General features: G+C 64.9%; 16 protein-coding genes and 1 tRNA gene. 10 read left to right on the forward strand and 7 right to left on the reverse strand.

Translation table 11 applies throughout. From position 1 onward, the window contains the following. Positions 1-16 precede the first annotated feature (16 nt). The gene (locus tag AC2TC0_RS02710) at positions 17-2050 is read left to right on the forward strand and encodes a 3-hydroxyacyl-CoA dehydrogenase NAD-binding domain-containing protein (RefSeq protein WP_484715945.1); all 2034 of its coding nucleotides are present in this window, start codon (positions 17-19) and stop codon (positions 2048-2050) included. 240 nt (positions 2051-2290) lie between these two features. After that, on the forward strand, positions 2291-2527 hold the full coding sequence (locus AC2TC0_RS02715; RefSeq protein ID WP_484715946.1) for a hypothetical protein: 237 nt from the start codon (positions 2291-2293) through the stop codon (positions 2525-2527). Between the two features lie 12 nt (positions 2528-2539). On the opposite strand, the gene AC2TC0_RS02720 is transcribed toward AC2TC0_RS02715, so the two are convergent. The 5 genes from AC2TC0_RS02720 to AC2TC0_RS02740 form a co-directional block, all read right to left on the reverse strand. Then, a tRNA-Arg gene (locus tag AC2TC0_RS02720) sits at positions 2540-2616 on the reverse strand. Between the two features lie 32 nt (positions 2617-2648). Beyond that, complete coding sequence (locus AC2TC0_RS02725) at positions 2649-3722, reverse strand: LLM class flavin-dependent oxidoreductase (RefSeq protein WP_484715947.1); 1074 nt, start codon at positions 3720-3722, stop codon at positions 2649-2651. Next, positions 3719-4648 carry an aldo/keto reductase gene (locus AC2TC0_RS02730; RefSeq protein WP_484715948.1) on the reverse strand — a complete coding sequence of 310 codons (930 nt, stop codon included), beginning with the start codon at positions 4646-4648 and terminating at the stop codon, positions 3719-3721. The genes AC2TC0_RS02725 and AC2TC0_RS02730 overlap by 4 nt, the downstream gene beginning before the upstream one ends. Continuing rightward, positions 4645-5715, reverse strand: a complete 1071-nt coding sequence (locus AC2TC0_RS02735; protein ID WP_484715949.1) for a LacI family DNA-binding transcriptional regulator — start codon at positions 5713-5715, stop codon at positions 4645-4647. Before AC2TC0_RS02735 ends, AC2TC0_RS02730 begins: the two co-directional genes overlap by 4 nt. Beyond that, positions 5712-7736: an alpha-glucosidase gene (locus tag AC2TC0_RS02740; RefSeq protein ID WP_484715950.1), complete on the reverse strand. Its 2025-nt coding sequence runs from the start codon at positions 7734-7736 to the stop codon at positions 5712-5714. The genes AC2TC0_RS02735 and AC2TC0_RS02740 overlap by 4 nt, the downstream gene beginning before the upstream one ends. A gap of 235 nt (positions 7737-7971) precedes the next feature. Between AC2TC0_RS02740 and AC2TC0_RS02745 the strand changes: the two genes are divergently transcribed. From AC2TC0_RS02745 to AC2TC0_RS02760, 4 genes are all read left to right on the forward strand, one after another. After that, entirely contained in the window at positions 7972-10302 is a 2331-nt protein-coding gene (locus AC2TC0_RS02745) for a TonB-dependent receptor (RefSeq protein ID WP_484715951.1), read from the forward strand. An 89-nt stretch (positions 10303-10391) separates the two neighbouring features. Then, positions 10392-11636 carry an MFS transporter gene (locus AC2TC0_RS02750; protein ID WP_484715952.1) on the forward strand — a complete coding sequence of 415 codons (1245 nt, stop codon included), beginning with the start codon at positions 10392-10394 and terminating at the stop codon, positions 11634-11636. A gap of 3 nt (positions 11637-11639) precedes the next feature. Continuing rightward, positions 11640-12707 (forward strand): YeiH family protein, encoded by a 1068-nt coding sequence (locus tag AC2TC0_RS02755; protein ID WP_484715953.1) that lies wholly within the window; start codon positions 11640-11642, stop codon positions 12705-12707. A 1-nt stretch (position 12708) separates the two neighbouring features. Further along, on the forward strand, positions 12709-14226 hold the full coding sequence (locus tag AC2TC0_RS02760; RefSeq protein WP_484715954.1) for a glycerol-3-phosphate dehydrogenase: 1518 nt from the start codon (positions 12709-12711) through the stop codon (positions 14224-14226). Here the strand turns inward: AC2TC0_RS02760 and AC2TC0_RS02765 are convergent. Beyond that, complete coding sequence (locus AC2TC0_RS02765) at positions 14201-15043, reverse strand: zinc-ribbon domain-containing protein (RefSeq protein ID WP_484715955.1); 843 nt, start codon at positions 15041-15043, stop codon at positions 14201-14203. The two genes, AC2TC0_RS02760 and AC2TC0_RS02765, sit on opposite strands and share 26 nt — an antisense overlap. Positions 15044-15217: 174 nt before the next feature. Between AC2TC0_RS02765 and ftsE the strand changes: the two genes are divergently transcribed. From ftsE to AC2TC0_RS02785, 4 genes are read left to right on the forward strand one after another with little or no spacing between them, the layout of a single operon-like run. Next, on the forward strand, positions 15218-15949 hold the full coding sequence (ftsE, locus tag AC2TC0_RS02770) for a cell division ATP-binding protein FtsE (protein ID WP_484715956.1): 732 nt from the start codon (positions 15218-15220) through the stop codon (positions 15947-15949). A 13-nt stretch (positions 15950-15962) separates the two neighbouring features. Further along, positions 15963-16871, forward strand: a complete 909-nt coding sequence (locus tag AC2TC0_RS02775; protein WP_484715957.1) for a cell division protein FtsX — start codon at positions 15963-15965, stop codon at positions 16869-16871. Next, entirely contained in the window at positions 16868-17398 is a 531-nt protein-coding gene (locus AC2TC0_RS02780; RefSeq protein WP_484715958.1) for a YdcF family protein, read from the forward strand. The genes AC2TC0_RS02775 and AC2TC0_RS02780 overlap by 4 nt, the downstream gene beginning before the upstream one ends. After that, on the forward strand, positions 17395-18129 hold the full coding sequence (locus tag AC2TC0_RS02785; RefSeq protein ID WP_484715959.1) for a lysophospholipid acyltransferase family protein: 735 nt from the start codon (positions 17395-17397) through the stop codon (positions 18127-18129). The genes AC2TC0_RS02780 and AC2TC0_RS02785 overlap by 4 nt, the downstream gene beginning before the upstream one ends. Here AC2TC0_RS02785 and AC2TC0_RS02790 read toward each other — a convergent pair. Continuing rightward, entirely contained in the window at positions 18126-19034 is a 909-nt protein-coding gene (locus AC2TC0_RS02790) for a prephenate/arogenate dehydrogenase family protein (RefSeq protein ID WP_484715960.1), read from the reverse strand. The genes AC2TC0_RS02785 and AC2TC0_RS02790 overlap by 4 nt on opposite strands.

Here is a 19034-nt window from a genome sequence, read left to right on the forward strand (position 1 = left end):
AAAGGAGCCTTTCCCGATGTCCGAAGACACCCCCATCAGCGTGACCCTGCAAAAGGACGGCGATGTCGCGCTCGTCATTGTCAGCAACCCGCCGGTCAATGCATTGAGCTGGCATGTCCGCGAAGGGCTGGAGCGCGAATTTGCTGCCGCGCTTGCCGATGATGGCGTCAAGGCGATCGTGCTGACCTGCGATGGCGCGACCTTCATCGCCGGGGCGGACATCAGCGAATTTGGCAAACCGCCGCGCGGGCCCGATTTCAACGCGGTGCTGAACAGCATCGAAATGGCGACCAAACCGGTCGTCGCCGCGATCCACGGCACGGCGCTCGGCGGCGGCCTCGAAACCGCGCTCGTGTGTCATTACCGCGTCGCCGTCCCCTCGGCGAAGCTCGGCGTGCCCGAGGTGAAGCTTGGCCTGCTCCCCGGCGCGGGCGGAACCCAGCGGTTGCCGCGCATTGTCGGCGTCGAGGCAGCCGCCACCATGACGTCACTGGGCGACCCGGTCCCAGCGCCCAAAGCCAAGGATATGGGCCTGGTCGACGCGCTCGCAGGCGAGGATTCGCTCCGCGCCGACGCCATCGCCTTTGCCCGCAGCAAAATCGCCGATGGTCCGCGCCCCTCGCGCGACCGCGCCGTGTTCGGCGATGTTGCCGTCATCGAACAATTGAAGGCCGCCAACGCCAAACGCTGGAAGGGCTTCGAAGCGCCCTACGCCAACCTCGCCTGCGTCGAGGCGGCAACGCGCCTGCCCTTTGACGAAGGGCTCGCCTTCGAACGTACCGAATTCATGAAGCTGATGTTCGGGTCGCAATCGGCGGCGCAGCGCCACATCTTCTTCGCCGAACGTCAGGCGGCCAAGATCGACGGTCTGCCCAAGGATACGCAGCTGCGCGACATCAAAAAAGTCGGCGTCATCGGCGCGGGCACAATGGGCGGCGGCATCATGATGAACTTCCTCCAGAAAGGCATCCCCGTCACCATCGTCGAAATGCAGCAGGACGCGCTCGACCGCGGGCTTGGCGTGGTGCGCAAAAATTATGACGCCAGCGCCGCCAAAGGCCGCTTCAAGCCCGAGCAAGTGGACCAGATGATGGGCCTCATCACGCCCACGCTGGGGCTGGAGGCGCTCGCCGACTGCGACCTCATCATCGAGGCGGTCTATGAAAATATGGACGTGAAGAAGGATATCTTCGGCAAACTCGACAAGATTGCCAAACCCGGCGCGATCCTCGCCTCGAACACCAGCTATCTTGACGTCAACGAAATCGCCGCGGCCACGTCGCGCTCCGGCGACGTCGTCGGCATGCATTTCTTCTCGCCTGCCAATGTCATGAAATTGCTGGAGGTGGTGCGCGGCGATGCCACCGCGCCCGACGTGCTGGCGACCGCAATGGCGATTGGCAAAAAGATCGGTAAGGTCGCGGTGGTCGCGGGCGTGTGCCACGGCTTCATCGGCAACCGCATGCTCGCCCCGCGCCAGATCGAGGCGCAGAAACTGCTCTTGGAAGGCGCAACGCCCGCGCAGGTGGACAAGGTCCACACCGAATTCGGCATGCCGATGGGACCGTTCCAGATGGCCGACCTCGCCGGCACCGATATCGGCTGGCACCGCGACCCCAACCGCATCGAAAATATCCGCGATGCGCTGTGCGCCGAAGGGCGCTGGGGCCAGAAAAAGCAGGCGGGTTTCTATGATTATGACGAGCGCCGCACGCCATCCGAAAGCCCGCGCGTCGCCGAAATCATCGAGGAATTCCGTTCAAAAGCGGGCATCACCAAACGCGAGGTAAGCGATCAGGAAATCGTCGAACGCACGCTTTATCCGATGGTCAACGAAGGCGCGCTGATTTTGGCCGAAGGCAAGGCACAGCGCGCATCGGACATCGATGTCGTGTGGATCTACGGCTACGGCTGGCCGGTCTATCGCGGCGGCCCGATGTTCTGGGCGGGGCTCGAGGGCACCGACAAAATTGCCGCGGCGCTCGAAAAGCACGGCTTCGCAGTCGCCCCGCTGCTCGCCGAGAAAGCAGCGGCGAAGGCGGGTTTCTGACGCCAAGCCGTTCGCACCAGCAATGGTCCCCGGCGAAAGCCGGGGTCCAGGGGCAGCCTTGCGCCACCCCGCGCAGGACCCCGGCCTGCGCCCGCGGAACAAGTGCAACCTACCCCACTCTGCCCCCATGCGGGACAGAGTGGCGGAACGCCGCTCGGCTCGTCGCAAAACACCCCGGCCAATAGTTAACAAAAGGTAAATTTCGCTAAAGACAGCGGGCGGTCTGCCGTAAACACAGGCATGGCCAGCCTTGCCGCCCTGCTCCTGCTTACCAGCGCGCCCGCCCCGGCGGCGACCCCGCCCGCCGCGTCGCCCCCCGCGGCCCCCGTCAGCGCCGTCGGCATCGCCCGCGCGCGCATCCTGCGCCCGGTCGCGGTCACAAACCGCGGTGAGGCGGCGACAACGGATCACGCCGCACCGATGGTCAAGCATCAGGGCCGCCGCCGCGACGGCGCACGCGTGCTGGATTGCTATTAACGACGGAAAAAATGGCGCACCCGAAGGGATTCGAACCCCTGGCCTCTGCCTTCGGAGGGCAGCGCTCTATCCAGCTGAGCTACGGGTGCTTCGCCGAAGCGCGGCCCTAGCAGCGCTTCCTTCAGGCTTCAAGCTTGCCGTGGTTCAGCCTTGGCAGCACATGCCTTGCAAACAGGTCGCATTCGGCGGCGTGGGGATAGCCTGACAGGATGAACGCCTCCATCCCCACCGCGCGATAGGCGTTGATTTTGGCGAGCACCTGGTCGGGATCGCCGACAATCGCCGCGCCGCAGCCCGATCGCGCGCGGCCGATACCGGTCCACAGATTGTCCTCGACAAAGCCGTCGCCGCCCGCTGCGCTGCGCAATTCTGCCTGGCGCTGGACGCCGAAATTGGCGGCGTCGAGGCTCTTGTTGCGGATCGCCTCGCCCGCTTCGGCGTCGAGTTTTGACAGCAGCCGGTCGGCATAGGCGCGCGCTTCGGCCTCGGTCTCGCGCACGATCACATGCGCGCGGTAACCGAATTTCAGGCTGCGCCCCTTGGCGGCGGCGCGCGCCTTCATGTCGGCGACGACTTCGGTAACCTTGTCCATGGTGTCGGGCCACATCAGATAGACGTCGGCGGCTGCGGCGGCGGCATCGCGCGCGACGGGTGACAGGCCGCCGAAATAGAGCGGCGGGCATTTGCCCGAAACCGTGGAGATGCGCGGCGGATCGAGCTTCAGCTTGTAGAATTCACCCTGATAATCAAGATGTTCGCCATTGAGCAGGATTTTGAGGATCTGCATCGCCTCAACGGTGCGCTGATAGCGCGGGCCACCGTCCAATGTCTCGCCGGGCAGGTCCGACGAGATGATGTTGACGGTCAGGCGCCCGCCCAAAATGCGGTCGAGCGTCGCGATGCGGCGGGCGAGCTGCGGTGGCCAATCCTCGCCAATCCGGACCGCCATCAGCAGGCGGATCTGCTTCACCAGCGGCGCGATGGCGGCCGCGAACACCGTGGTATCAACCCCCAACGCATAGCCCGAGGGCAACAGGATATTGTCATAGCCGCATTTGTCGGCGGTCAGCACGATGTTGCGGCAATGCTCCCAGCTCGAGGCGAGCGCGGGGTCGGGCACACCCAGAAATTCATAGTCATCATCGCACAGCGCCGAAAACCAGCTGACTTCGCACGGCGGCAAGGTGTCGGTCATGGCAGGGGTTCTCCTCTCGCAGCAACGAGCACATTATACCAGTCGGTGCGCGTCCAGCGAACCTGGGTCGCGGTTGCGGCCTCGCGGATCCGGCCGGCATTTTGCGACCCGATGATCGGTATCGGCCGCGCCGGATGCGCCATCACCCACGCAAAGGCGGCGGTGGTACGCGACACGCCTTGCGCCGCCGCGACGCGGTCAAGAGCAGCAGCGACCGCCTCTTCACGCGTGTTGGTGGGGGCCGCGATGCGCCCGCCACCAAGCGGTGACCAGGCAAGGGTCGCCATCCCCATCCGCATCGCCAGATCGAACTGCCCGTCGACCAGCGGGCCGAGGAACAGCGGCGAAAATTCGGGCTGGTTGCTGGCGAGCGGAAGGTCAAGGAAATGCGCCAGCGCTTCAATCTGCGCCGGGGTGAAATTGGACACGCCAATGGCGCCAATTTTGCCTGCTGCATGCGCCGTCTCAAGGCTGCGCGCGACCTCTTGCGGGTGGGTGAGGATGTCAGGCCGATGCACCTGCCACAGCTCGACGCGCTCGACTTGCAGCCGGGTAAGGCTGTCGTCGATGGCGCGGGTCAACCACGCCGCGCTCGAATCATAGGGCATGGGCGGCGTGATCCCGCCCTTGGTCGCCAGCACCATGCGGTCGCGCAGGCCCGGGCTGGCGGCGAAGACGCGCCCGAGTAGTGCCTCCGCCTCGCCAAAGCCCTGCTCGCCGAAGCCATAGATATCGGCTGTGTCGAACAGGGTGATGCCGGCGTCCAGCGCGGCTTCGACCAGCGCCTGCGCTGCGGCCTCGCTTTGTCCGGCAAAGCGCCACATGCCCCACGCGATGGGGGCAACGGCGGGGCCGCCGGGCCCGATCGCCACGGGTGCGGGTGCGGGCAGCAACTGGTTGGCGAGGGGCGGGAAGGTTTCGCTCACGTTGTTATCGTCCTTGTGGCTGGTTTGGCGACCTTGGTGCCGCTCGGCGGCGGTGCGGTCGAATCGCGGATGATCAGGTCATGGCCCAGCCGCTGATGCTCGACCCCGTCTTCGCCGCGCAGCAAGATGTCGGCGGCGGTGAATGCGAGCTCGCGTACCGGCTGGCGGATGGTGGTAAGGGGGGGCCACACGACGCGCGCAAGGGTGGTGTCGTCGAACCCCGCCACCGACAGGTCGTCGGGAATCGTGATCCCGCGCCGATGCGCCACCGCCAGCACCCCGGCGGCCATATCGTCATTGCTGGCGAAAATGGCCGTGGGTGGTTCGGCCAGGTCGAGCAGCGCGCGGGCGGCAGCGACGCCGCTGTCGAAATCAAACGCCCCGGGCACCACGAGAGCCGGTTCATAGGCAATGCCGGCGCGGTCGAGCGCGCGGCGATAACCAAACAGGCGTTGGTCGCTCGCCATATGCCCCGGATGGCCGATGATAAAGCCGATATGGCGATGGCCGAGGTTGATAAGGTGCGTCGTCATATCGTCCGCCGCCTGCGTGTCGTCCATGAACACCGACGAGGTCAGCGCATGGTTGGTGCCTGGCGAAATGCGGACAAAGGCGATGCCCTGTTCCTCGAGCGCTGCAAGCACCTTGGGGCAATCGGTGACGGGCGAGGATAATATGATGCCGTCGACGTGCGTTTCGGCGATTAATCCTCGCACCTTTTCGCCCACCTGCGGGTCCGCGACATCGACCGGCTGCGCCAGCAAACGAATGTCCCCGGCCTGCGCCCGCGCCCAGCACCCCTCTTGGATCTGGTGAATATAATAGGGGCTGTGATTGTCATAGAGCAGCGCGACTTGCCCCGAACGGGTGCCCGCCAGACTGCGTGCGGCGATGCTGGGGCGAAAGCCCAGCGCCTTGATTGCCGCCTCGACCCGCGCGCGCGTGTCGGCGGTGACATAGCGGTGGTTGTTGATGACGCGCGACACGGTCTTTACGGACACGCCCGCGCGTGCCGCCACGGCGCGGATGGACGCGCGTTCGTTGCCAGGGCGTGGACCAGGGCTCATGCCAGCGCCCCGGCGGCAGCGGCATGCGCGCGCCCGATGGCCAGCAGATCGGCGCACTTCGCGGCGGCGGCCCGGACGAACACCGGCGGTTTGCCAATCGGTGCGACGACGTGGCGCTCGCCCGCCGCTACCTGCGTGCCGCTATAGAAATCCAGCCAGTCGTCGGCGGGCAGATAGACATTGCGCCCCGCCGCGCCCGCGTTCACCACCGGTGCAACCAGCAGATCGCGGCCATAAAGATACTGGTCGAAGAGGTCCCAGGTCGCCCGATCATGGGGATAATGCAGGAACAGCGCGCGCATCAGCGGCAATCCGGTCGTGCCCGCCTCGGCCCCAGCCGCGCGGACATAGGGCGCGAGCGCGGCGTGCAGCCGCGTCATCAGCGCGAAATGGGCGAGCAGTTCGGCTGTTGAATCGATTTGCAGATTGTCGTCGGGCCGGTTGCCTTCATGTGTTCGCATGACCGGGGTGAAGGCGCAAAAATCGAACCAGCGGTGCAGCAGTTCCGCCGTCCGGACGATGCCGTGCAGACTGGTGTAACCGCCGCAATCGGCATGGTGCCAGGCGTTGCCGACCAGCCCGGCCGTCAATGCGCCGGTAATCGCCGTGCCGATGCCGTCGTGGCGCGAGAAATCAACGAGCTGATCGCCCGCCCAGTGCAACGGACAATGCGCGCCAACCCCGGTCCAGCCCGCGCGCATGAAAAACACCGCCTTACCGGTCATGCCCCGGCTGGCGAGCGCATCGGCGTTGACCTTCGCCCACAGCACCGGCCAGCGGTTGTGCGCCTCCAGCGGATCGGACCCGTCATGCAGGCGCAGGTCCGTGGGCAGATATTCGCCAAAATCCGCCATCCAGCCGATCAGTCCGAAGTCCAGCATTTCGCGCCCGATGATGCGTTCCGCAAACCAGGCGGCGGCGGCAGGATTGGTGAAATCGACCACGCCCGCCAGAAACTCGCCGAAATCGACGTCATAGGGCACATCGCGGTCCTGCCGCAGCGCCAGATAGCCCGCCGCTTTCGCTTCATGATAAAGCGGGCCATCGACCGCCAGATAGGGGTTGGTATAGCCCAGAAAGCCAATGCCCCCGGCCTTTAGCGCGGCAATATGTGCGGGCAGATCGGTGTAACGCCCGGGGTTCCACTGCCAATCCCAGAACAGCCGGCGGCCGAAGCTGGTCTCGCGGATGCCGCACCAATCCTCGCACCACAGGCCACTGAGCGCGGCACCAGCGGAACGGATGGCATCGAAGCGCGCAAAGCTGGCGTCGCCGGCCTTCAGTCCGACGATCGCGCCGCTAATGGCCCAGTCGGGCAGCATCGGCTGCCGCCCGAAGCGCGCCGACAGCTGCGCGACCAGCTCGGCGGGGGCGCCAAGTGTGAACTCAATGGCCTGCGGGATCGCCCAAGCCTCCAGCACATGGGCATCATCGGCGGTAAAGTCGAAGAGCTGGTAGGCGTCGCAATCGACATGCAGCGCATAGCCTTCCGACGAAAGGAAGGTCGGCTGCGGATAGTTGGTGGTCCAATAATCGCCCCCGGCCATGCCGAAATCGTCCATGATCCGTGTGATTTCCCGGGCTTTGTCGCGCCCGACGCCGGGTTCGCTGGTCCACAGCGGAAAGCGGCGGCCGCGCAGGCCCAAATAGGACATTTGTTCGCCGCAGCCCCAGATTTGCTCGTCGGCGGCGGCGGGCAAGCGTAGTTTCCAGCGATTGAGCGCGAGGCCGAGCGCGGTCACCGCCAGCCGCATGCCGTCGATGGTCAGACGGATCAGCGGCGCACTGCCAGGATCGACGGCAAATTCGATGCTGTCCTTACCGGCAGGGCGCGCGTGACGAAGGGCAAGGCTGGTTTCCGACTGGTCGGTCATCCGGAAATTGCCGTTGACCATGATGACGTCGGCGGTACCGCTGCCGACCGTCAGCGCCGGCCTGTCGGGGTGGTGCTGAAACATGGGGCGCATGCTGCCCACGGCGCGCAGTTCCAATCCCCCATCGATCCAGCAAAACTCTAGCATTGCGGAATCAGATCCCCTCGCGTTGGCGGCCGTGGACGGGTGTGACAACGATGACACAATACAGCTGAATCTGACTGACGCAAGATTGACATGCGCCACGACTTTCACCTATTCCTTGCGCCAGTTTCGCAACGAATTTCCTAACTATGCAGGAAAATCAAATAACTATAGCGAATTTCAGGAGGGACGACCCATGATCAATTTGCCTGCAACTCCCGCTCGAGCATCGCGCCACATGACAGCGATGACAGTGCGCCGCTTCGCGGCTGGTGCGTCGCTGGCCGCGCTGGCTGTCGCGACCCCGGCAATGGCACAGGTCGAAGAGATTATTGTGACCGCCAACAAGGTCGCTGAAAATGTGCAGGATGTGCCGATCGCGGTGTCCGCGGTGACCGGCGACGCGCTGGAGGCAGCAGGCACGACCAGTCTGGAAAATATCGGCGATCTCGTTCCGTCGGTCACCTTCCGCAAGGGCACGACCAGCGCCAACAGCGCCATCTTCCTGCGCGGCGTCGGCACCATCACCTTCTCGATTGCGGCTGAACCCAGCGTTTCAACCGTGGTCGACGGCATTGTGCTGTCGCGTTCGGGGCAGGCCTTTTCGGACCTGGTTGATATCGACCGCATCGAAGTGTTGCGCGGACCGCAAGGCACGCTGTTTGGCAAGAACGCCTCGGCCGGTCTGGTCAGCATCATCTCCAAAGGTGGCAGCGACACATTCGAGGGCGAGGCTAATCTGGGCGCTTATGAAGGCGGCGAATATCGTGGCCGCCTGACCGTCGCGGGGCCGCTTGCCGAGAATCTGACCGCGCGGGTCACCGGCTTTTACGGCAGCTTCAAGGGCCACATCACCAATGTATTCACGGGTGAGGACGTCAATGGCTATGAACGTTATGGCGCGCGCGCGATCGTCGACTGGGAAGGCGACGGGGCGAAGCTGCGGCTGATTGCCGACGGTTTCCGCGCCAATGATGATTGCTGCGCCGAAATCACCGGGGTGACGCGCGGTGCGGTGCTCAACCGCGAGCTGAACCTGCCCGGCCTCAACATTGCCAGCGGCATTTTCCGCGGCGAGAATGAGCGTTTCGTCAATCATAACCTCACCACCCGCACGCAGGACCGCCAGTGGAGCCTGACCGCGCAGGGGGATTTCGACGTGTTCGAAAGCCACACTTTCACGCTGATCGGTGGCTATCGCAACTGGCGTAACGTCGAGTTTCGCGAAGGCGACTTCCTGCCGCGCGCGATTGTCGGCACCGCACAGCTGCACGACCATGGCTCGGTCGAAACCGACCAATATAGCGTTGAAGCACGGCTCGCCTCGGATCAGGCGCTGCCCTTCCGCTATCAGGTTGGCGCCTTCTATTGGCGTTCGGACAATAACCAGAAGTTCCGCCGCGACGACATCACCTGCGCCACCTCGACCCTGCCGGTTGATCCCGTCACCGGCGCGACGCCGTGCAACCTCAACGACACGGTCAACACGCTGTTCCCGACCGCCATATCGAACAGCGACGTCGAAGTGCGCAACTTTGCGCTCTTTGGTCAGTTCACGCTCGACATCACCGAGCGGCTGAGCGTGACGGGCGGACTGCGCTGGACCAAGGACGAGCTGGACTTTGTCCACACCCGCGCGCCCGGTTTCAACCGGGTCACCGGCGCACCGGCGACGGGGCCTGGCATTTCGGGTGTTGGTGCAGGCGGCGCCATCGCCAGCGGCGGCAACGGCACCAACGTCTCGGCAGGCAGCTCGAGCAATGACAATTTCTCGGGCAAGGCCGTGGTGCAATATGAAGTTGCCGACGACGTCAACACCTATGTCAGCTACACCCGCGGCTACAAGGGCCCGGCCTTCAACGTCTTCTTCAACCACACCGCGCCCAACAACGCGGTACCGATTGATGAAGAAACTTCGGATGCCTACGAATTCGGCATCAAGTCGCGGCTGGCCGACAACCGCGTCCAGCTGAACCTCGCTGTGTTCCGTGCAGATTATAAGGGGTTCCAGGCGAACAACTTTGTGCTGCTGAACGGCGCCGTAATCACCAACCTGACCAATGCCGGCTCGGTACGGACCGAAGGTTTCGAACTCGACGGCTTGTTCAATGCTGCCGATGGGCTGGATTTCAACGCCAGCGTCGCCTTTGCCGATGCCAAGGTGCGGCGCTTCAACCCCAATCCGCTGACCAACGCGCCCAGCGCGATCAACGGCACGCGCCTTCCGCTCGCGCCGAAGTGGAGCCTGACGATGGGCGCCAATTATGAAGCGAGCCTCGAAGGTCTGGGCATCGGCGCGATGGTCTATGCCAATACCAGCTTCAATTACACCGGCGATCAATTCTCCGATCTGGGCAATGCCGGGCCGATTGACAGCTATGGCATCTGGAATGCCTCGCTCGGCTTTTCCGATCCCGACGACAAATATCGCCTGACCTTCCACCTGCGGAACATCACCGACAACAGCTATGTCCTGCTCAACACCACGGCGGGCCAGCGGCTTCACATTCCGCGCGACGCTGATCGCTACGCCGGCGTGACGCTTCGCGTTGGCTTTGGCGGAAACTGAAGCCCTCGGGATTGCAATGGGGCCGTCGGAGCAATCCGGCGGCCCTTTGCTTGCCCGCTGCTATGCAGCGATGATAGGAGGTTGAGGCCGTGAAGATTCTCACCCCGCAACTGCGCTGGACGCTGTTCGGCATCCTGTGCATCGCGGGAATCTTCAACGCGATGGACCGGCCCATCATCGCCATATTAAAGCCTGACATGTCGGCGGATTTTGGCTGGGATGACAAGGATTTTGGCGACCTTGCCTTTTACACGCAGGTGGCCGCCGCGGTATCCTTTCTGTTCACCGGCTGGCTCGTCGACCGGCTCGGCGTCCGGCGATCGATGGTTGCCGGCGTGACGGCGTGGAGCTTCGCGGCGATGGCGCACGGCTGGGCCACCACCATGGCGCATGTCATCACCGCGCGGGTCGGCCTGGGGGCCACCGAGGCGGTGCAGACGCCGCTGACCATAAAAACCGTTGCAACGCTGTTTGAGCCCGACAAGCGCAGCTTTGCCTTTGGCGTCGGCACGGCGATTGCCAGCATCGGTACCATTGCGCTGCCCTTCTTCATTCCCCCCTTGGCGGACGCCTTTGGCTGGCGCGGCGCGCTGATTTTTGGCGGTGTCGGCGGCTTGCTGGCGCTGGTGGCGTGGTTGCTGCTGGCGCGCGGGATAAAGTTCAATGACGCCGCCGAAGACGAAACGCTCGACTATAACGACGACGCGGCGCCCTATGGCCCGGTGCTGCGCGAGCGGCGGACATGGGCGATCTGTATCGCCAAGGCAATTTCTGACGCGACCTGGTGGTTCATCAACTTCTGGCTCGCCGACTATTATCGCAAGGCCTATGGCCTGACGACCGAGCAGTTGGCGGTTCCGCTGGCAATCGCTTTTGCCGGGTCCGCGCTGGGCGCGCTGGCGGCGGGGTGGGTGTCGACGCGGCTGCTTGAGCGCGGGTGGAGCGTCAATCGGGTGCGCAAATCGGTGATGCTGGCATCGGCGCTGCTGGTGCTGCCGCTGCCACTGGTGCTCCAGATCAACGCCTTCTGGCCCGTGGCAATCATGATGGGCGTGGTGATGGCCGGTCATCAGGGTTTTTCCCTGTCGATATTCTCGACCATCACGGACGTTGTCCCGCGTGCCAAGGTTGGCCGTGTGACGGCGTTCGGGGCGTTCTGCGGCAATATGGGCGGCGCAGGCATCGTCAAGCTGACTGGGATTTTGGTTGCGGGCGGCTACGGGTTTATGCCCCTGTTCCTGTTTGCGGCGGTGTCCTATCTCCTCGCGCTCGGATGGCTGCACCTGCTGCTGCCCGAAATCCGCCGCGATCGCGGTGCACAGCCAGCTTTCTAAGCCATGGCCAAGCTGCCCCCTCCTGCCATTCCGCCAGTTGCCGATCTCTACGGCGATCTGTTGCTTGTCGAAACAGGCCCACAGCCACTCCGCATCGCCGATTATTGGCCGGGGGTAGCGGTGGTGGCGGCAGCGGCGCTGGCGGCGGCATGGCTTGCCGATCATTATGCCGTGCCGCTGGTGCTGATGGGTCTCCTCATCGGCCTTGCGCTCAGCTTTGTGTCGCAGGACCGGCGCACGCACGCCGGACTCGACCTGATGTCGCAAACCGCGCTGCGCTGGGGCATTGTGCTGCTGGGCGCGCGCATCACGCTCGACCAATTTGCCGCACTGGGTTTTGCACCTTTTGCCGCACTGGCGGGCATCATGTTGCTTGTGATCATCGTGACGATCGCCAGCGCGCCGCTGTTCGGCCAGAGCAAGCCTGCCGCCTTGTTGGCGGGCGGCGCAACGGCGATTTGCGGGGCGTCGGCTGCGCTCGCCCTCTATAGCCTCATCGGCAAACAGGCCGTCGACCAGTCGCGCTTTACGCTGACGCTGGTGGGCATCACCGTCGCCAGCGCGCTCGCCATGTCGCTCTACCCGGTGCTCGCCGTGCAGTTGGGGCTGACCGATGCCCAGGCAGGCTTCTTGATCGGCGCGTCGATCCACGATGTGGCGCAAGCAATTGGTGGCGGCTTTTCGGTGTCGGCGCAGGCGGGCGAGACAGCGACGATCGTCAAGCTGACCCGCGTTGCCCTGCTTGCGCCTATGCTCATGCTCGCGGCGCTGTGGCTGGCGCGGCAAGGCGAAGGCGTGGCGTCACGGGGCCGCGTGTCGCTCAAGCTCCCCTGGTTCATTCTTGCCTTCCTGGGCGTGGTGGTGGCGGGCAGCTTTGCCGAAATCCCGGCGCCGGTGCGCGACGGCGCGGCAACAGGGGCGCAGGCGCTGCTGCTGCTGGCCATCGTGGCAACCGCAATGAAAGCGCAGCTGCAATTGCTGCTTGGCCAGGGCTGGCGCCCCTTTGCGCCGGTGGCGGTGGCCACGCTGACCAGTTTCACCGCTGCGCTCGGCGCGGCTCTGGCACTCTGACATGGCGCCGCACTATGACCTGGCCGTCATCGGCGGCGGCATCAACGGCGCGGGGATCGCGCGCGATGCCGCTGGGCGCGGCGTATCGGTCGCGCTGATCGAACGCGGCGATCTGGCGCAGGGCACCTCGTCGGCTTCGACCAAGCTGATCCACGGGGGGCTTCGTTACCTCGAACATTATGAATTCGCTCTGGTGCGCGAATCGCTGGTGGAACGTGAGCGGCTTTGGGGCATCGCGCCGCATATCATCTGGCCGCTGCGCTTCGTGCTGCCGCATGTGCCGGGGATCCGGCCGCGCTGGTTGGTTCGGCTGGGCCTGTTCATCTATGACCATCTTGGCGGGCGCAAACGGCTGCCTGCCGCGCGCAGCCTTGACCTGACGCACGATCCGCTGGGCGCTGCACTACAATCGCGGTTTCGCAACGGCTTTGAATATAGCGACTGCTGGGTCGATGACGCGCGGCTGGTGGTGCTCAACGCGCGCGATGCGGAAAATCGCGGTGCAACCATCCTGCCGCGTCACGACGTCATCGGGCTGGAAAGAACTGGCGACCATTGGCAGGTGACGATGCAGCGCCCCGATGGCAGCCAGCACCAGGTGACGGCCTCGGTGTTGGTCAACGCCGCTGGTCCCGCAGTCGCGCAATTGCTCGATGCCCAGACGCTTGTCCACAAAACGCAGGCCCGGCTGGTACGCGGCTCGCACATTGTTGTGCCGCGCAAATATCAGGATGAACGCGCGCTCTTCTGTCAGAACCGCGATGGCCGGATATTCTTTGCCATCCCCTATGAGCGCGATTTCACGCTGATCGGCACCACCGATGCCGATCATCATGGGCCGATCACCGATGCGCGCGCCAGCGCCGAGGAGATCGCCTACCTGTGTGAAAGCGCCAGCGAATATTTCAGCGAGCCGGTGACTCCCGACCAGATTGTCTGGAGTTATGCCGGAATCCGGCCGTTGATCGACGATGGATCGGGGCGGCCCGAAGCCGCGACGCGCGGCTATCGGTTCGAAATCGATCGGGGACGGGGCGCCGAAGCGCCAATCCTGTCGATATTCGGGGGCAAAATCACGACCTATCGTCACCTGGCGGAAAGCGCGGTGGCCGAATTGGCGGCCTTTCTACCTGCGCTTGCCGGGCCGGGCTGGACCGGCGATGTGCCGTTGCCGGGCGGTGAATGCGGCATCGACGGCGTGGCGTCAGCAAAAGCGGCGCTCACCGCCCGCTATCCCTGGCTGACGGATGGCGAGGTCGAGCGGCTGTTCCACAGCTATGGCATGGAATGCGAGCATTTTCTGGGGGGCGCAAATCAGCGCGCCGACCTGGGCATCGATTTCGGTCATAACCTGAGCGAAGCCGAAGTCCGTTTTCTGGTGACGCGCGAGTGGGCGCAGAGTGCCGATGACATATTGTGGCGACGCACCAAATTGGGGTTGCACTTCAGCCCGGCGGAAACCGCAGAGCTTGCTGCCTTTGTGGCTGCGTCGATCAGTTCGAGCCCGTCGCCCAGCTGACGGTCAATTGGGTTGATCGGCGCGGAATGTCGAGTTTGGCCTCGCTAAACGTCGCTTTTTCATTGGGCGGTAAGGTCCGCACCGGGGGCTTGATCGTCCAGCTATAGACGATGGTGCCCTGCGCATCGCGCAGCTCGGCCAATATGGGCGGAACGCGCTGTTCGCGGTCGGTGGGGTTGATGATGGTCCCGCTGGCCGCGAAATAGATGGTCCCGTCGGCCAGCTCGCGATAATCCTGCGCCTCGGGCAACTCGATAACCAGATCGGGCTCACTGGCGAGGCCGGGGATCAACCCTTGCGCCCAACCAGGCAAACCGAACCAGTAAAGCGCCGCGGTTGCCGCGATCATCAGTGTTGCCGCTACTGCCGCAATGATGGTCAGGCGGCGCGCCGGATTCCGGCGCGGGCGGCGAAAGGGCAGCGGATCGGGCTCGGTCGGTGCCTCGGGCGACGGCGCGGCGTTAGCTGCCGCGGCGGCAAAGGCCCCCGGCGGCGGCACGTCAGCCCTGCCGTCATCGCCGGCGGCTTCGGCAACCGCTTCGGGTGGCATGGCCGGAATGGTCCAGCCGGAAACGGGCTTGACCGGCTGCGGCTCGACCGGTCTTGCGACGTCCGGCGGCGTTTCCGGTTCAGGCGATGGCGCGGGCGGCGGTGGGGGTGGTTCCTTCGCCGCAACCGTTTCTGGCGCGGTTGTTGGGGCGGGTGGCTGGAACCAGCTGTGGCGGCAATTGGCGCAGCGCACCGTGCGCCCCGCCGCGCCGATTGCCGTATCGGGGACCACATAGCGGGTGTGACAAGACGGGCAGGCAAGGATCATGATCGGTCTCTAAGCCGTTCGCGGCGAATCTGGCAAGCGGCGCGGGAATTTGGCAGTGGATTGTTCGATGCTCGGCGCTTTACCTTGCCCCCTTTGCTGTGCAACAGCCGCAGCGATGTTGACCGTAGGGCCCTCATTTGCCGACGCTGCCATCTACGGCGTCGGAGCGAACCGATGAACGTACCGCCGCGCATCCGCGGCGGCGGCGCTATGGTCGAATTTGACCATGTTGGCCTGCGCTATGGCCCCGATGCCGAAGTGCTGGCCGATATCAGCTTTGTGCTGCAACCCGGCAGCTTCTATTTCCTGACCGGCGCATCGGGCGCGGGCAAAACCAGCTTGCTCAAGCTGCTCTATCTGGCGCAGCGGCCCAGCCGCGGTATCGTCCGGCTGATGGGCGAAGATGTGGTGGCGTTGCCGCGCGAACGGCTGCCCGGCTTTCGGCGCCGGATTGGCGTGGTGTTTCAGGACTTTCGCCTGTTGCCGCACCTGTCAGCGCGCGATAATATCGCCTTGCCGCTGCGCATTGCGGGGGTTGAGGAAGATGATCTGGCGGGGCCGGTCGGCGAAATGTTGCGGTGGATCGGGCTCAGCGAGCGCGCGCATGCTCTGCCTGCAACCCTCTCGGGCGGTGAGCAGCAGCGCGTTGCCATTGCGCGTGCGGTCATCGCCCGGCCGCAGCTGCTGATTGCCGACGAACCCACGGGCAACGTCGACCCTGAGATGGCGATGCGTCTGCTTGGCCTGTTCGAGGCATTGAACCGGTTGGGCACAACGGTGGTGGTTGCAACCCACGACATCCACTTGATCAGCAAGATCGACAACGCGCAGATGATGCGGCTGGAAAAGGGCCGCCTGTCCGACCCCACCGGCGCGTTGCGCTATCCCCCGGCGAACAAGGCGTGACGGGGCAGCCGGCATGATCATCCCGCGCGTCCCGCCGCAGCACCGCGCCATGTTGGCGCAAAGCCGGATGAGCGGGCCGACGCCGTGGGTGCTGGCCTTGCTGATGTTGCTGACGCTGCTTTCCGCCGCCGCCGGGCTGTCGCTGGCGCGCGCGGCCAATGGCATCGGGGGCGCGATTGCGGGGCGGGTGACCGTGCAGGTCGTCACCGCCAACCCCGAGCAGCGCAGCATCGAGGCCGGACGAATTCGCCGCGCGGCGGCCGCCGAACCCTATGTCAGCGCTGTTCGCGCCGTGCCGCGCGACGAAGTGATTGCCAGCATGGGCCGCTGGTTGGGGAGCGCCGGCGGCGAAAGCGATCCGGTTATTGCTTCGCTGCCGCTTCCGGAGCTGATTGACATTGATCTGGTGGCAGGCAGCGGCGCGGCGCAGCAAGCGCGGCTGGCGGCATTGGTGGCGCGCGCATCCCCCGGCGCACGGGTTACGCCGCACGCCGACTGGCTCGGCCCCGTGGCGCGTACGATCCGTACCCTGGCCTGGCTAGCCGGAGCGCTGGTCGTGCTGATGGCGCTGGCCAGCGCAGCGGTGGTCATCATGACCGCCCGTGCGGCGCTCGGCAGTCATTTTGCTACCATTGAGATGCTGCACCTGATTGGCGCGACTGACCCGCAGATTTGCCGCCTGTTCCAGCGGCGCATTGCAATCGACTGCGCGCAAGGCATTTTGCTGGGCGCGCTGGTTGCGGCGCTGCTGATCGGGCTGTTTTCCTGGCAGTTTGCCGGGGTTTCCGCTGGACTCGGTGCCAGCGCTGCCATCGGCGCGGGCGGGTGGATTTTCTTGGCAATGTTGCCACTCCTCGCTATCGCGCTGGCGGCGTTAACGGCACGGGTCACCCTGCTGCGCGCCCTGACTATGATGCTATGATCCAGCGGTTGCTCTCTCTCCTCATTCTCGGCTGGGTGCTGGGCTTTGCTTGGTTCGCCCTGTTGATGCCCATGCCCGCGGCTCCGCAAAAGACCGACGCCATCGTGGTACTCACTGGCGGGCCGGGGCGGATCGACCGGGCGCTGGAACGGCTGGAGGCGGGTGATGCCAAACGGCTGCTGATCAGCGGGGTCGACCGCGACGTCAAACCGCACGAACTGGCGCTGCAATATGGACGGCCGCGCCGCTTGTTCGATTGCTGCGTGGCGCTGGGATTCGAAGCGACCGATACGCGCACCAACGCCGCCGAGGTGGCGGGCTGGGTTGCGCGGCGCAACTATAAGAGCATCCGACTGATCACCACCGACTGGCATATGCGCCGCGCCCATTATGAAATTGGCCGCCTGCTTGATCCCGAAACGACGGTGGTGACCGACGCGGTGCGCAGCCAGCCTGATTTGTGGACGCTGGTGCGCGAATATCACAAGTTTCTGCTGGGCTTGGCCGGCGGGCTGATTGGCGTATGAGCTATGCCATCGCGGTGATGCGTTCGGCCCTGTTCTGGCTGGGCTTTGTGCTGTGCAGCAGCACCAATTCGATTGCCGCCGTGCTTGCCATGCCCTTTTCACGCCGTGCGGTGGTCGCCTGCGTACGCGGCTGGTCGCGCTGGCACCGCTGGCTGTGCCATTTCGTACTGGGGCAACGTATCGTGGTCGAAGGCGAAATGCCCGATGGCCCCTATCTCTATGTCTTCAAACATGAATCGGCGTTCGAGACGATCGAGCAACCGCTGCTGTTCAAGCATCCCGCGGTGTTTGCCAAGGAACAGTTACTCAATGTCCCGGTCTGGGGACAGGCGGCGCGCTTCTATGGCCTTATCCCCGTCGACCGTGACGGCGGGTCAAGGGCGATGCGCGCCATTTTGGCGGCGGCGCGCGCTGCGCTGGATGAAGGCCGTCCGCTGGTGCTGTTCGCCGAAGGCACCCGCGTGCCGCGCGGCACGGCCCCGCCGCTGCGCGCCGGCTTTGCAGGGATCTATCGCATGCTGGGCGTGCCCGTCATCCCGGTGGCGGTTGATAGCGGTGACGCCAATCCGCCGCGCCAGTGGGTCAAATATCCCAAAACCATCACCTATAGAGTTGGCGAAATGATCGCGCCCGGGCTGCCGCGCGAGGTGGCCGAGGAGCGGGTTCGCACCGCGATCAACGCGCTCAATCCGCCGGAAGCGCTGTTGGATTCGTTTCAGCGGGTGAATTAATGCTTCCGCCCGAAATCGGGCGCCGGGTCATCCTGGCCTTCGGCGATAATCGAGCGGCGGATGGCGCGGGTGCGGGTGAACCAGTCTTCGAGCAGCGCGCCGTCGCCGCGCCGGATTGCGGCCTGCAACGCGGTCAGATCTTCGTTAAAGCGTTGCAACATGGTGAGCACCGCGTCGCGGTTGGCGAGGAACACATCGCGCCACATCACCGGATTGCTGGCAGCGATGCGGGTGAAATCGCGGAAACCGCCCGCGCTATATTTGATGACCTCGCTCTCGGTCACTTCCTCCAGCTCGCTCGCCGTGCCGACAATGGTGTAGGCGATAAGGTGCGGCAAATGGCTGGTCACCGCGAGCACCAGATCGTGGTGCGCGGCGTCCATCACCTCGACGCGCGCGCCGAGCGCGGTCCATAGCGCGTCAACGCGCGCGACGGCTTGGGCGGGGGTACCGCCGGCCGGGGTCAGAATGCACCAGCGCCCGGCGAACAAAGTCGCGAACCCGGCTTCAGGCCCGCTATTCTCGGTGCCTGCAACCGGATGCGCAGGGACAATGGCGTGCAGCGGCAGCGCGGCGGCGAGCGCGGCGGCGACGTCGGCCTTCGACGATCCGGCGTCGCTGACCACGCAGTCGGGGGCCAGCGCCGGAGCAATGGCGGCGGCGACGTCGGTCATGCGTCCGACAGGCACGGCCAGGATGACCAGATCAGCCCCCGCCACCGCTGCCGCCGAACTGTCCATGACGTCATGGCAAAAGCCAAGGTCGCGCGCCGCCGCATTGTTCGCAGGATCGGCGTCAAAGCCGGTGACGCGGATCTGCGGCAGACAGGCGCGAAGTGCGCGCGCGATCGATGATCCGATCAGCCCCAGCCCAATGATGGCGACATGTTGAAACGGCGCGGTCAT

The sequence above is a fragment of the Sphingopyxis sp. sgz302558 genome (genome assembly GCF_057220455.1).